General features: G+C 66.4%; 12 protein-coding genes. 10 read left to right on the forward strand and 2 right to left on the reverse strand.

Annotation, left to right across the window (positions count from 1 at the left end):
• Nucleotides 1–2: 2 nt before the first annotated feature.
• Nucleotides 3–1031 carry an AraC family transcriptional regulator gene (locus tag ACSFCA_RS32375; RefSeq protein WP_435462375.1) on the reverse strand — a complete coding sequence of 343 codons (1029 nt, stop codon included), beginning with the start codon at nucleotides 1029–1031 and terminating at the stop codon, nucleotides 3–5.
• A 142-nt stretch (nucleotides 1032–1173) separates the two neighbouring features.
• On the opposite strand from ACSFCA_RS32375, the gene ACSFCA_RS32380 reads away from it, so the two are divergent.
• The 10 genes from ACSFCA_RS32380 to yfcF all read left to right on the forward strand — a co-directional run bounded on the left by ACSFCA_RS32380 (nucleotide 1174) and on the right by yfcF (nucleotide 12433).
• Nucleotides 1174–2346: an isovaleryl-CoA dehydrogenase gene (locus ACSFCA_RS32380; RefSeq protein WP_435462374.1), complete on the forward strand. Its 1173-nt coding sequence runs from the start codon at nucleotides 1174–1176 to the stop codon at nucleotides 2344–2346.
• Between the two features lie 149 nt (nucleotides 2347–2495).
• Complete coding sequence (locus ACSFCA_RS32385) at nucleotides 2496–4175, forward strand: AMP-binding protein (RefSeq protein WP_435462373.1); 1680 nt, start codon at nucleotides 2496–2498, stop codon at nucleotides 4173–4175.
• Complete coding sequence (locus ACSFCA_RS32390) at nucleotides 4172–5794, forward strand: carboxyl transferase domain-containing protein (RefSeq protein ID WP_435462372.1); 1623 nt, start codon at nucleotides 4172–4174, stop codon at nucleotides 5792–5794. The genes ACSFCA_RS32385 and ACSFCA_RS32390 overlap by 4 nt, the downstream gene beginning before the upstream one ends.
• 22 nt (nucleotides 5795–5816) lie before the next feature.
• Complete coding sequence (locus ACSFCA_RS32395; RefSeq protein ID WP_435462371.1) at nucleotides 5817–6680, forward strand: alpha/beta hydrolase family protein; 864 nt, start codon at nucleotides 5817–5819, stop codon at nucleotides 6678–6680.
• Nucleotides 6681–6697: 17 nt separating this feature from the next.
• Nucleotides 6698–7498 (forward strand): enoyl-CoA hydratase/isomerase family protein, encoded by an 801-nt coding sequence (locus ACSFCA_RS32400; protein ID WP_435462370.1) that lies wholly within the window; start codon nucleotides 6698–6700, stop codon nucleotides 7496–7498.
• Between the two features lie 5 nt (nucleotides 7499–7503).
• Nucleotides 7504–8007: an SMI1/KNR4 family protein gene (locus ACSFCA_RS32405; RefSeq protein ID WP_435462369.1), complete on the forward strand. Its 504-nt coding sequence runs from the start codon at nucleotides 7504–7506 to the stop codon at nucleotides 8005–8007.
• Nucleotides 8008–8019: 12 nt separating this feature from the next.
• On the forward strand, nucleotides 8020–8694 hold the full coding sequence (locus tag ACSFCA_RS32410; protein WP_258352762.1) for a DUF4126 domain-containing protein: 675 nt from the start codon (nucleotides 8020–8022) through the stop codon (nucleotides 8692–8694).
• Nucleotides 8687–10690, forward strand: coding sequence for an acetyl/propionyl/methylcrotonyl-CoA carboxylase subunit alpha (locus ACSFCA_RS32415; RefSeq protein WP_435462368.1), 2004 nt, complete (start codon nucleotides 8687–8689; stop codon nucleotides 10688–10690). The genes ACSFCA_RS32410 and ACSFCA_RS32415 overlap by 8 nt, the downstream gene beginning before the upstream one ends.
• Nucleotides 10691–10759: 69 nt before the next feature.
• The gene (locus tag ACSFCA_RS32420) at nucleotides 10760–11743 is read left to right on the forward strand and encodes a DUF4349 domain-containing protein (protein WP_258352764.1); all 984 of its coding nucleotides are present in this window, start codon (nucleotides 10760–10762) and stop codon (nucleotides 11741–11743) included.
• Nucleotides 11744–11800: 57 nt separating this feature from the next.
• The gene (gene yfcF / locus ACSFCA_RS32425) at nucleotides 11801–12433 is read left to right on the forward strand and encodes a glutathione transferase (protein ID WP_258352765.1); all 633 of its coding nucleotides are present in this window, start codon (nucleotides 11801–11803) and stop codon (nucleotides 12431–12433) included.
• A 16-nt stretch (nucleotides 12434–12449) separates the two neighbouring features.
• Here yfcF and ACSFCA_RS32430 read toward each other — a convergent pair whose 3' ends face one another.
• Nucleotides 12450–12764, reverse strand: coding sequence for an EthD family reductase (locus tag ACSFCA_RS32430; RefSeq protein ID WP_093056743.1), 315 nt, complete (start codon nucleotides 12762–12764; stop codon nucleotides 12450–12452).
• Nucleotides 12765–12781 lie beyond the last annotated feature (17 nt).

The raw sequence follows: 12781 nt of genomic DNA on the forward strand, positions 1-12781 counted from the left end.
CGCTACAGCCCCTGCTGCCGAAAGTCGCGAGGCGCATGCCCCGTCCACTGCAGGAACGCACGTGAAAAGCTCTTCTCGTTGCGAAACCCCACCGCCAGCGCCACCTGTTTGATCGGCCGCGTGGTGCGGCGCAGTTGGTCGATGGCCATTTCGTGGCGCACCTCGTTCTTCAGCGCCTGCAGCGAGGTGCCTTCCTCGTGCAACTGCCGGTGCAGTGTGCGGCTCGACACATTGAGCAACCCGGCCAGCGCCTCGGCCGTGGTGGCCTCGCTGGCACGTGAGCGCAGCAGCTCGCGCACGCGCTGGCCCAGCAGGCGGTCGCGCCGGTACTGAAGGATTGTGAGCGGCAGTGCGCGCCTGAGCATAGTGCGCAGCGCGCGTTCGTCTCGCTGCAAGGGCAGGGCGAGATAGCGCTCGTCGAAACTGATGCCCGCCTGCGGCGCGTCGAAGCGCACGTCGGGCGTGAACATCAGCGGGTAGGCGTCGCTGTGCGGCGGCGCGGCAAACGGAAAGCTCGCGTGCCGCAGCGAAATGCGCGAGTCGATGGCCCAGCACATGTAGCCATGCACGAAGCGCAGGGTGGTCACCAGGCAGAACTCGCGGAAGGCGTCGTCGAGCGGGACGTTCTCGGCGATGCGCAGCGTGGCCACGCCGCCGGCCACGTCGAGCGACAGGCCGATGTCCTCGGTCAGCAGCCGATGGTGGCGGCACCAGCGCTTGAGGGCCACGCCCAGGTCGGGCGAGGTCAGAGATGCGCGGCACAGCAGGCCGTAGGTGCCCCAGGGCAGGCGCCGCGAGAACCAGCCGAGCGTTTCGTCGTCGAGCTCCTGCATGGCGTGGCCCGACAGCACCTCGAACTGCGCGGCCGTTACCCGCGCGCCCGACCGGGCCAGTTCGCGCGGCGTGATCTGTGCCGCCTTCAGGGCCTCGGTCGGGTCCATGCCGTAGCGCTCGTAGCCCTGCACGATGGCTCTCACGAAGGCCATCGGCGTGACGGCACGGGCGGGTTTGAGGAACGACGGGGGCGACATGGTTCGACGGATCGGTCGTGGCGTGATTTGCAACCATTGTGGCGCCAATTGCGGCACGACGAGGCGTAAGCTGCGATCTTTCGCAAGCGCCACCCAGCGCGGGTGGCATTGCGCGCAGACCCCTTCAGAGGAGACAAACCCCATGCACGATCCCGGCCTGAACTTCGACCTGGGCGACACCATCGACTCGCTGCGCAGCGCGATCCAGGACTTCGCCGCCAACGAAATCGCGCCCCGCGCTGCCGACATCGACCGCGACAACCTGTTCCCGCACGACCTCTGGCAGAAGCTCGGCGAGCTCGGCCTGCACGGCATGACGGTGAAAGAGGAATTCGGCGGCACCGAGCTGGGCTACCTGGCGCACATCGTGGCCATGGAAGAAGTCTCGCGCGCCTCGGCCTCGGTGGGCCTGTCTTACGGCGCGCACTCCAACCTGTGCGTGAACCAGATCCACCGCAACGGCAGCGACGCGCAGAAGAAGAAATACCTGCCCAAGCTGGTGAGCGGCGAGCACGTCGGCGCGCTGGCCATGAGCGAGCCCAACGCCGGCTCCGACGTGGTGAGCATGAAGCTCAAGGCCGAGAAGAAGAACGGCTACTACGTGCTCAACGGCGGCAAGATGTGGATCACCAACGGCGGTGACGCCGACACGCTGGTCATCTACGCCAAGACCGAGCCCGAGATGGGCGCGCGCGGCATGACGGCCTTCATCGTCGAGAAGAACTTCAAGGGCTTCTCCGCCGGCACCAAGCTCGACAAGCTCGGCATGCGCGGCTCCAACACCTTTCCGCTGTTCTTCGACAACTGCGAAGTGTCCGAAGAAAACGTGCTCGGCGGCGAAGGCCAGGGCGCGAAGGTGCTGATGAGCGGTCTCGACTACGAACGCGCAGTGCTGTCGGGTGGCCCGCTGGGCATCATGGCGGCGTGCATGGACGCGGTGCTGCCCTTCATCCACGAGCGCAAGCAGTTCGGCCAGAGCATCGGCGAGTTCCAGCTGATGCAGGGCAAGCTGGCCGACATGTATTCGACCTGGCAGGCCACGCGTGCCTATGTATACGCGGTGGGCAAGGCCTGCGACCGCAACGACCATGCGCGCACCTTCCGCAAGGATGCGGCCGGCGCCATCCTGTACTCCGCAGAGAAGGCGACTTGGATGGCCGGCGAGGCGATCCAGGCGCTGGGCGGCGTGGGCTACACGAAGGACTTTCCGGTGGAGCGGCTGTGGCGCGATGCGAAGCTGTATGAGATCGGCGCGGGCACGAGCGAAATCCGCCGCATGCTGATCGGCCGCGAGCTGTTTGCCGAAACGGCCTAGGCTGCTTTTCTCCCTCCCCCTCTGGGGGAGGGCAGGGGTGGGGGCAAGCGGCGTTCGATGAAGCACTGCGCCGAACAGCCGCCGCCTGCCCCCATCCCGGCCTTCCCCCAAAGGGGGAAGGAGCAAGACGAACGGAGACAAGGAAGGAAATGAGCATGACTGCTTCGTTGACCGAGAGCTACGGCAAGGGCGCCACCGACGTCCCCCTCATCGAACAACCCATCGGCGACTTCTTCGACGACATGGTCGCGATGCAGCCCGACCGCGAGGCGCTCGTCAGCCGCCACGAAGGCCAGCGCTACACCTACCGCGAGCTGCAGGCCGAATCGAACAAACTCGCCAGCGCACTGCTGAACCTCGGCCTTGCGCCCGGCGACCGCGTGGGCATCTGGTCGCACAACAACGTGGCGTGGGTGCTGATGCAGATCGCCACCGCCAAGATCGGCCTCGTCCTAGTCAACATCAACCCGGCCTACCGCACCTCCGAGCTCGAATACGCGCTCAACAAGGTCGGCTGCAAGGCGCTGGTGACGATGGCGCAGTTCAAGACCAGCGACTACCTCGGCATGCTGCGCGAGCTGGGTTCGAAGAAGCTGCCGCAGCTGGCACACACCTTCTGGATCGACAAACCCGGGCAAGGTGACGAGCAGCCCGGCTTGCAGCGCTTCTCGCAACTGCTCGCGAGCGGCGATGCCGGCGACCCTCGCATCGCACAGGTCCAGAAGACGCTGAAGGCCACCGACCCGATCAACATCCAGTTCACCAGCGGTACCACTGGCTTTCCCAAGGGCGCGACGCTTACGCACCGCAACATCCTGAACAACGGCTTCTTCATCGGCGAGTGCATGAAGCTCTCGCCCGCCGACAGGCTGTGCATTCCGGTGCCGCTGTACCACTGCTTCGGCATGGTGCTGGGCAACCTGGCCTGTCTTACGCACGGCTCGGCCATCGTGTACCCGAACGACGGCTTCGACCCGCTCACCGTGCTTGAGACGGTGCAGGCCGAGAAGTGCACCGGCCTGCACGGCGTGCCCACGATGTTCATCGCCGAGCTCGACCATCCGCGCTTCAAGGAGTTCGACCTGTCGACGCTGCGCACCGGCATCATGGCCGGCTCGCCATGCCCCATCGAGGTGATGAAGCGAGTGGTCAGCGAAATGCACCTGAGCGAGATCACCATCGCCTACGGCATGACCGAGACCAGCCCCGTGAGCTGCCAGAGCAGCACCGACACGCCGCTGGACCGCCGTGTGTCGACCGTGGGCACGGTGCAGCCGCACCTCGAAGTGAAGATCGTCGACCCCGAGACCGGCACCGTCATGCCGCCCGGCCAGTCGGGCGAGCTGTGCACGCGCGGCTACTCCGTCATGCACGGCTACTGGGACGACGAGGCCAAGACCCGCGAGGCCATCGACGCCGAGCACTGGATGCACACCGGCGACCTCGCGACCATGGACGGCGAGGGCTACGTCAACATCGTCGGCCGCATCAAGGACATGGTGATCCGCGGTGGCGAGAACATCTACCCGCGCGAGATCGAAGAATTCCTGTACCGCCACCCGAAGGTGCAGGACGTGCAGGTCGTCGGCCTGCCCGACAAGAAATACGGCGAAGAGCTGTGCGCCTGGATCATCGTCAAGCCCGGCCAGAGCGCCACCGAAGAAGAAGTGCGCGAGTTCTGCAAGGGCCAGATCGCGCACTACAAGGTGCCCAAGTACATCCGCTTCGTCAGCGAGTTCCCGATGACGGTGACCGGCAAGATCCAGAAATTCAAGATCCGCGATGCCATGACCGAGCAACTCGGCCTTAGCCAAGAAAAGACAGCATGAGCCAACTCGAAACCAAACTCAACGCCCGCTCGGCGGATTTCCAGGCCAACGCCGCAGCCATGCGCGCGCTGGTCGACGACCTGCGCACGCAGTTCGCGAAAGTGGAGCAGGGCGGCGGCGAGGCCGCGCGCGCCAAGCACACGGCACGCGGCAAGCTGCTGCCGCGCGATCGCGTGGCCGAGCTGCTCGACCCGGGCACGCCCTTTCTTGAAATCGCGCCGCTGGCCGCGCATGCGATGTACCTCGACGCCAAGGGGGCCGAGTCGGCGCCGGGCGCCGGCATCATCGCGGGCATCGGCCGAGTGAATGGCGTCGACTGCATGATCGTGTGCAACGACGCGACGGTGAAGGGCGGCACCTACTATCCGATGACGGTGAAGAAGCACCTGCGCGCGCAGGAGATTGCCGAGCAGAACCGCCTGCCCTGCATCTACCTCGTCGACTCGGGCGGCGCCAACCTGCCGAACCAGGACGAAGTGTTCCCCGACCGCGAGCACTTCGGCCGCATCTTCTACAACCAGGCCAACATGAGCGCCCAGGGCATTCCGCAGATCGCGGTGGTCATGGGCTCGTGCACGGCCGGCGGCGCGTACGTGCCGGCGATGAGCGACGAATCGATCATCGTGAAGAACCAGGGCACCATCTTCCTGGGCGGCCCGCCGCTGGTGAAGGCGGCCACGGGCGAAGTGGTGACGGCTGAAGACCTGGGCGGCGGCGACGTGCACACGCGCCTGTCGGGCGTGGTCGACCACCTCGCGCAGAACGACCTGCATGCGCTGGCGCTCGCGCGCTCGGCGGTGGCCAACCTCAATGCGAAGGCGGCCGATGCCCCGGCCAAGGCCGAGGTGCGCGCGCCAGCGTTTCCGCGCGAAGAGCTCTACGGCGTGATTCCCACCGACACGCGCAAGCCCTTCGACGTTCGGGAGATCATTGCGCGCGTCGTCGATGGCAGCGAGTTCCACGAGTTCAAGGCACGCTTCGGCGCCACGCTGGTCTGCGGCTTTGCCGAGATCGAGGGCATGCCGGTGGGCATCGTTGCCAACAACGGCATCCTGTTCAGCGAGTCGGCGCAGAAGGGCGCGCACTTCATCGAGCTGTGCTGCCAGCGCAAGATTCCGCTGGTGTTCCTGCAGAACATCACCGGCTTCATGGTGGGCCGCAAGTACGAGAACGAAGGCATCGCGCGCCACGGCGCCAAGATGGTGACGGCCGTGGCCACCGCCAACGTGCCCAAGTTCACCATCATCATCGGCGGCAGCTTCGGCGCCGGCAACTACGGCATGTGCGGCCGCGCGTACAGCCCGCGCTTCCTCTGGATGTGGCCCAACGCGCGCATCAGCGTCATGGGCGGCGAGCAGGCCGCGAGCGTGCTGGCCACCGTGAAGCGCGACGGCATCGAACTGAAGGGCGGCAGCTGGAGCAAGGAAGAAGAAGAAGCCTTCAAGGCGCCGATCCGCCAGCAGTACGAAGACCAGGGGCACCCTTACTACGCCACCGCGCGGATCTGGGACGACGGCATCATCGATCCGGCGGATACGCGGCGCGTGCTGGCGCTGGGTTTGGCTGTGGCACGTAATGCGCCGATTCCAGAGTCGAAGTTCGGCATCTTCCGCATGTAGGACGAAGGACGGAGACGCTCCCATGACGCTGCGCCGGCTCACACTCATCGCCGCCTTGCTTTGCTCAGCGTTGGGCGCGCACGCGCAAAGCGTGGCGCGCCGCGACATCGAGATACCGATGGCGGTCAAAGGCTTCTTCGGCGAGTCGCACATCAAGCTGGCCGCCACCGAATACAGGCCAGAGGGCGACGGACCGTTCCCGGTGCTGGTGATCAACCACGGCACGCCGCGCTCGCCCACCGACTTTCCCAAGACGCAGGACCGCTATGTGCGACAGGCCGAGATGTTCGCGAAGCACGGCTTCCTGGTCATCAATCCGCTGCGGCGCGGCTACGGCAAGTCCGACGGGCCGTGGGCCGAGAACTACTTCAGCTGCGCCAACCCCGACTACGTGCAGGCCGGCCTCGAAACCGCGAAGGACATCAGCGCCGCGCTCGACTACGCGCGCACGCTGCCATATGCCGACGCGCAGCACATGGTGCTGCTCGGCAAATCGGCCGGTGGCTTCGGTGTGCTGGCGTTGTCGAGCCTGAACCCCGAGGGCGTGGTCGGCACCATCAACTTTGCAGGCGGGCGCGGCTCGCGCGGGCCGGACGACGTATGCAACGAAGCGAAGCTGGTCGATGCCTTCGGCCGCTACGCGTCGACCACCAAGGTGCCGATGTTGTGGGTCTATTCGGAGAACGACCACTTCTTCGGCCCCGCATTGGCGAAGCGGCTGCTGGAGGCCTACAAAGCCAAGGGCGTCGACGTGCGTTTCGAGGGCGTTCCGCCCTACGGCAGTGACGGCCATGCCTTCTTCGAAGGCCGCGACAACGCCGCCATCTGGGTGCCGATGGTGGATCAGTTCCTCGCGAAGGTCGGCCTGCCCCGGCACTTGCAATGAACGAAAAGACAAGCAACATGAGTGCATACACCAAGCTGAAACTGACCCTCGAAGGCACCATCGCCCGCATCTGGCTCGACCAGCCCGACGCACGCAACGCCTTCGACGACATCGTCATCGCCGAGCTGACACAAGCCTTCACCGAAGCCGGCGCCGCGCCGCAGGTCAAGGCCATCGTGCTCGGCGCCAACGGACCGGCCTTCTGCGCGGGCGCGAATCTCAACTGGATGCGCCGCATGGCCGACTACACGCGCAGCGAGAACGTCGCCGACGCGGGCAAGCTGGCTGCGATGCTGCGCACCATTGCCGAGTGCCCCAAGCCCACCATCGCGCGCGTGCAGGGCGATGTGTATGCGGGCGGCATGGGGCTGGTGGCCGCGTGCGACATGGCCGTGAGCGTGGACACCGCGTGGTACTGCCTGAGCGAAGTGAAGATCGGCCTCGTGCCCGCGACCATCAGCCCGTACGTGCTGCGCGCGATGGGCACGCGCGCTTCGCAGCGCTATTTCCTCACGGCCGAGCGTTTCACCGCTGCCGAGGCGCATCGCATCGGTTTCGTGCATGAAGTGGTTGCAGCCGATGCGCTCGATGCCAAGGTCGACGAGCTCGTGAAGGCATTGACCGGCGCAAGCCCTGCGGCCGTGCGTGCCTGCAAGCAGCTGATTGCCGATGTTGCCGACCGCGAGATCGACGACGCGCTGATCGCGAAGACCGTCGAGGGCATCGCCGACATCCGTGCGAGCGACGAAGGCCGCGAGGGCGTGCAGGCCTTCCTGCAGAAGCGCAAGCCCTCGTGGCTGGAAACGAACAAGGCCTGAGCACCATGGCGCACGACGCACTCATCGAAAGCATGGACGCGTGGCTGGCCGCGCATCGCGCGGACTACCACGCGGTGCTGCAGCCCGGCGTGAGCGACGCTGACCTCGACGCCTTCGAGGCGAAGTTCTCGCTGAAGCTGCCGGAGGCCTTTCGCGCGCTTTACCGCTGGCGCAACGGCCAGCCGAACAGCAGCTTCGACAGCCTGCAGGACAACCGCATGTTCAGCGCGCTCGAGGACATCACCGACACCAAGGAGATGCTCGACGACATGATCGGCTCCGACTTCGAAGACCCGGCCACGTGGCGGCGCGGCTGGGTGCCGTTTCTGTCGAACGGCGGCGGCAGCCACTTGTGCGTGGACATCGACGCCGAAGGCGGCGGCGAGCCTGGCCAACTGATCGCCTTCTGGAAGGCGGACGAAGACCGCCCCGTCGAACATGCGTCCGTCCATGCATGGCTCGCGGACTTCGTCGCTTCCATGGAAGCCGGCACCATCGAATTCGACTGAGCGAGAGCCACCATGAACACCAGCCTCGACATGCCCCAGCTGATCGCACTGGCCGCCGCCATCGGCTGGGCCAGCGGCGTGCGGCTTTACCTGGTCGTGCTGCTGACCGGCGTGGTGGGCTACTTCGGCTGGGTGCCGCTGCCGAGCGGGCTGCAGTTGCTGGCGCATCCGGTCGTGATCGCGGCCAGCGGCTTCATGGTGTTCATCGAATTCTTCGCGGACAAGATCCCCGGCCTCGATTCGCTGTGGGACGTTGTACACACCGCCATCCGCATTCCGGCTGGCGCGGCGCTCGCGGCCAGCGTGTTCGGCGCCGACCATGGCGTGATGGCCGTCGTCGCGGCGCTGGTGGGCGGCAGTTTCGCAGCCACGGCGCATGCGGCCAAGGCCACGACGCGCGCGGCCATCAACACATCGCCCGAGCCGTTTTCGAACGTGGGCGCTTCGCTGGTCGAAGACACGATGGTGCCGGCGGGCCTGTGGCTCGCGGTGGCGCACCCCTTCGTCTTTCTCGTGCTGTTCGTGCTGGTGCTTGTGCTGAGCGTGTGGCTCATCCGCAAGAGCTGGCGTTTCCTCAGGGCGCTGTTTGCCCGCGTGGCCCGCATCTTCAGCGGCCGACCCGATCCGGGCGTGGTGCCCGCGTTCCAACTGAAAAAGAATCCTCCGGGAGACACTCCGAATGTTTAAGAAGATCCTCATTGCCAACCGTGGCGAGATCGCATGCCGTGTCGCGGCTACTGCGCGTCGCATGGCCATTCGCACGGTCGCCGTGTACTCCGATGCCGACGCGCACGCCAACCACGTGCGTGCCTGCGACGAGTCGGTGCATCTCGGCGGCAGTGCCCCGAAGGACAGCTACCTGCGCTGGGAAAAGATCCTCGAAGCCGCCAAGGCCACGGGCGCTGAGGCTGTGCATCCGGGCTACGGCTTCCTCAGCGAGAACGAAGAATTCGCGCAGGCCTGCGCCGACGCGGGGCTGGTCTTCATCGGCCCGCCGCCCTCGGCCATCAAGGCGATGGGCCTGAAGGCCGAGTCGAAGCAGCTGATGGAAAAGGCCGGCGTGCCGCTGGTACCTGGCTACCACGGCCACGACCAGAACCCGCAGCTGCTGCAGCGCGAGGCCGACCGCATCGGCTACCCGGTGCTCATCAAGGCCAGCGCCGGTGGTGGCGGCAAGGGCATGCGCGCGGTCGACAAGGCGGAAGACTTTGCCGCCGCACTCGCCTCTTGCCAGCGCGAGGCCATCAACAGCTTCGGCGACGACGCGGTGCTGATCGAGAAGTACGTGCAGCGCCCGCGTCACATCGAGATCCAGGTGTTCGGCGACGCGCACGGCAATTACGTCTACCTGTTCGAGCGCGACTGCTCGGTGCAGCGGCGCCATCAGAAGGTGCTGGAAGAGGCGCCCGCGCCCGGCATGACCGAGGCGATGCGCAAGCAGATGGGCGATGCCGCCGTGGCTGCGGCACGCGCCGTGAACTACATGGGTGCGGGCACGGTGGAGTTCATCGTCGAGCAGCGCGAAGGCGGTGAGATGAACTTCTTCTTCATGGAGATGAACACGCGGCTGCAGGTCGAACACCCTGTGACCGAAGCGATCACCGGCCTCGATCTTGTCGAGTGGCAACTGCGCGTGGCTTCGGGCGAGACGCTGCCCGCGAAGCAGTCGGAGCTGCAGATTCACGGCCATGCCATCGAGGCACGCATCTGCGCCGAGAACCCCGACAACAACTTCCTGCCCGCCACCGGCACGCTGCGCGTGTACCGCAAGCCGCAGGCGACGGCCTTCCAGCGCAGCCGCGTGCGCATCGACGATGGCGTGCGCGAGAGCGGCGAGATCTCGGCCTTCTACGACTCGATGATCGCCAAGCTGATCGTGCACGGCACCACGCGCGAAGAAGCGCTGGCCCGGCTCGATGCGGCGCTGGCGCAGGTGCAGATCGTGGGCGTGTCGACCAACGTGCAGTTTCTGCGCGGCATTCTGGCGACGGAGTCGTTCTCGAAGGCTAACCTCGACACCGCGTTGATCGAGCGCGAACGCGCCGTGCTGTTCGACCGCGAAGCGCTGGGCCTGCCGCTGGCCGCGGCCGCCGCGATCACGCGCACGTTGATCACCGAATGGCCCGCGAAGATGCCTGACCCCTTCGCCCGCCGTGATGGTTGGCGTTCGCACGGCGAGTACCTGCGCCGCTTCGACTTCGAGTTTCGCGGTGCAGAACAGATCGCCCTGCTGACCTACAAGCGCGACGGCGGCCTGTGGCTCGAGGCTGGCGGTGTCGAAGGCCCGCTGGTGATCGGCCAGTTCCCGACGGGTGAATTCGAGGTCGAGTTCGCGGGCAATCGCCAGACGCTCGACGTGCATCTCGACGGCGCCACGGCCCACATCTTCGCGTCGAAGGGCGCCACGAAGATCACCGCCATCGATCGCCTCGCCCACGCTGGCGACACGCAGGCCGAAGGCGGCCGGCTCACTGCGCCGATGCCGGGCAAGGTCGTTTCCTTCGCGGTCAAGGCCGGCGACAAGGTCAGCCGCGGCCAGCCGCTGGCGGTGATGGAGGCCATGAAGATGGAGCACACCATCGCAGCACCGGCCGATGGCACGGTGGAAGAACTGATGTTCGCGCCGGGCGAGCAGGTGGCCGAAGGCGACGAGTTGCTGCGAATGGGTGCCGCGGCCGCCTGAAAAAACTTAACCCCGTTCCGGGCGCCTGCCCGTATCAGCTGCGGTAGTCATCACTCAAGGGAACTCTCCATGACCTATCGCACGCCTTCCGGTTCGCCCCGTTTCCTCTTTGCCCGCCACCGCGCGGGCATCGTCCTGCTGGCCCTGGCGGCCGCGCTGTCGCTGTCCGGTTGCGACCGCAGGAACGACGAGACTGCCACGCTCGCCGAGCCGGCCTCGCCGCCGCCCGCGCCCATGCAGGCTGCAGCTGGCTATGCCGGTGGCATGGCCATGAGGAAGGAGGCGCGGATGCGTTCTGCGGAACCGGCCTCCGCACCGTCGGCCACCGACCAGTCGCAGGACAACACGCCGCTGCAGCGCTTCCTGGCCGTGCGGCAGGACTTGAACGTCGAAGTGCCGGCCGAGCAACTGGCCGACGCCTGGGGCAAGGTGCGCGACCTGTGCGGCTCGCTGAAGTGTGAGCTGTTGTCTTCCTCCCTGCTGCGCGAGACACCGCAGCAGCCCGGCAACGCCATGCTCGAAATGCGCGTGGAACCCGCCGACGTCGACAGGCTGCTCGGCGGCCTGGCCGGCGTGGCGAACGTGGTCTCGCACACCACCACCAGCGAGGACAAGACCGCCGAGGTGATCGACGTCGAGGCCCGCATCAAGAACCGCACCGAGTTCCGCGACAGCCTGCGCACGATGCTGCGAGACACCGTCACCAAGCGCACCATGGCCGATCTGCTGGCCATCCAGCGCACGCTGTCGGACACGCAGGCCGAGCTCGACGCCATCGCCACGCAGCGCAAGGTGCTGGCGCAGCAGACCAGCAAGCAGCACATCCAGATCCAGTTCACGCCCAAGCGCGCGCTGGTGAGCAGTGGCGAGGGCTACAGCCCGATGCGGCAGGCGCTTCGCAATGCAGGCACGGTGCTGGCGGAAAGCGTGGGCTCGCTGATCACCTTCATCGCGGCGGTATTGCCGTGGCTGGTGCTGGTGGTGCTGCCAGTGGGATGGCTGGTGCGCGTGCTGTGGCGTCGTCGCCGCGCCACAGCCAGGGAAGCCAAGTAAGTAAGATCGCGGGAGGGTCGGTTTGAGGCCCTTTTTCTTACGCAGGAGCCTTTCTCGATGCCGGATCCGCTACGTCTCTACGTGGATGCCCAGTTCACCAGCCCCTATGCCATGTCGGTGTTCGTGGCGCTGCATGAAAAGCAGCTGGACTTCGACTTGTCCCCCGTCGACCTCGGGGCGCTGGAGCACCGGGCGGCCGGCTTCTCGCAACTGTCGCTGACACAGCGCGTGCCGACGCTGGTGCACGGCGACTTCTCTCTGTCGGAGTCGTCCGCGATCACCGAGTACATCGACGAGACCTTCGCGCAGGGAACGGCGCTGTACCCGGCCGAGCCGCGTGCCCGAGCCCGCGTGCGCCAGGTGCAGGCATGGCTTCGCAGCGACCTGATGCCGATTCGGCAGGAGCGCTCGACCGAGGTGATCTTCTACGGCCCGGCGAGCGCACCGCTGTCGGCGGTGGCGCACCAGTCGGCGAAGACGCTCTTCCAGGTGGCGCAGGCGCTGCTTGCTGATGACGCGGAGAACCTGTTCGGCGAGTGGTCCATCGCCGACGTCGACCTGGCGCTGATGCTGAATCGCCTGGTCATGAACGGAGACGCCGTGCCGCAGCGGCTGGCGTCGTACGCGGACCGGCAGTGGCAGCGGCCGTCCGTCCAGAGCTGGGTGGCGCTGGAGCGGCCGCTGCGCTGAGGGCGAGGGCGGCCCGTCAGCCCACCACCACTTCGCTGATCTGTATCACCGGCGCGATGTCGGTGTAGTTCTTCACGTCGCCCCTGATCTCCTTCGCATGCGGTCCGAAGGCATTCTGGAAGGCCTCGACCGATTCGGCGAACACGTGGCACATGGCGACGTAGGTGGGCGCGGAGTCCGGTGCGCCGCCGGTAAGGCCCTTGTCGATGGTGTACGAGAGGCATGCGTCGCCCATGCGGGCCTTGATCAGGGGCATGTGCTTTTCGCGGTAATAGTCGTGATCGAACCGTGCGCCGGGGGCGTGGGGATACATCACGCTGAATTTGATCATGTAGGGGTCTCCTGAGG

Source organism: Variovorax multivorans (genome assembly GCF_051216835.1).
Lineage (GTDB): Bacteria > Pseudomonadota > Gammaproteobacteria > Burkholderiales > Burkholderiaceae_C > Variovorax.

What these genes read in the sequence shown, in the direction of transcription:
- ACSFCA_RS32375 (WP_435462375.1), bottom strand. Translation starts at nt 1,031, where the DNA reads ATGTCGCCCCCGTCGTTCCTCAAACCCGCCCGTGCCGTCACGCCGATG.
- ACSFCA_RS32380 (WP_435462374.1), top strand. Translation starts at nt 1,174, where the DNA reads ATGCACGATCCCGGCCTGAACTTCGACCTGGGCGACACCATCGACTCG.
- ACSFCA_RS32385 (WP_435462373.1), top strand. Translation starts at nt 2,496, where the DNA reads ATGAGCATGACTGCTTCGTTGACCGAGAGCTACGGCAAGGGCGCCACC.
- ACSFCA_RS32390 (WP_435462372.1), top strand. Translation starts at nt 4,172, where the DNA reads ATGAGCCAACTCGAAACCAAACTCAACGCCCGCTCGGCGGATTTCCAG.
- ACSFCA_RS32395 (WP_435462371.1), top strand. Translation starts at nt 5,817, where the DNA reads ATGACGCTGCGCCGGCTCACACTCATCGCCGCCTTGCTTTGCTCAGCG.
- ACSFCA_RS32400 (WP_435462370.1), top strand. Translation starts at nt 6,698, where the DNA reads ATGAGTGCATACACCAAGCTGAAACTGACCCTCGAAGGCACCATCGCC.
- ACSFCA_RS32405 (WP_435462369.1), top strand. Translation starts at nt 7,504, where the DNA reads ATGGCGCACGACGCACTCATCGAAAGCATGGACGCGTGGCTGGCCGCG.
- ACSFCA_RS32410 (WP_258352762.1), top strand. Translation starts at nt 8,020, where the DNA reads ATGAACACCAGCCTCGACATGCCCCAGCTGATCGCACTGGCCGCCGCC.
- ACSFCA_RS32415 (WP_435462368.1), top strand. Translation starts at nt 8,687, where the DNA reads ATGTTTAAGAAGATCCTCATTGCCAACCGTGGCGAGATCGCATGCCGT.
- ACSFCA_RS32420 (WP_258352764.1), top strand. Translation starts at nt 10,760, where the DNA reads ATGACCTATCGCACGCCTTCCGGTTCGCCCCGTTTCCTCTTTGCCCGC.
- yfcF (WP_258352765.1), top strand. Translation starts at nt 11,801, where the DNA reads ATGCCGGATCCGCTACGTCTCTACGTGGATGCCCAGTTCACCAGCCCC.
- ACSFCA_RS32430 (WP_093056743.1), bottom strand. Translation starts at nt 12,764, where the DNA reads ATGATCAAATTCAGCGTGATGTATCCCCACGCCCCCGGCGCACGGTTC.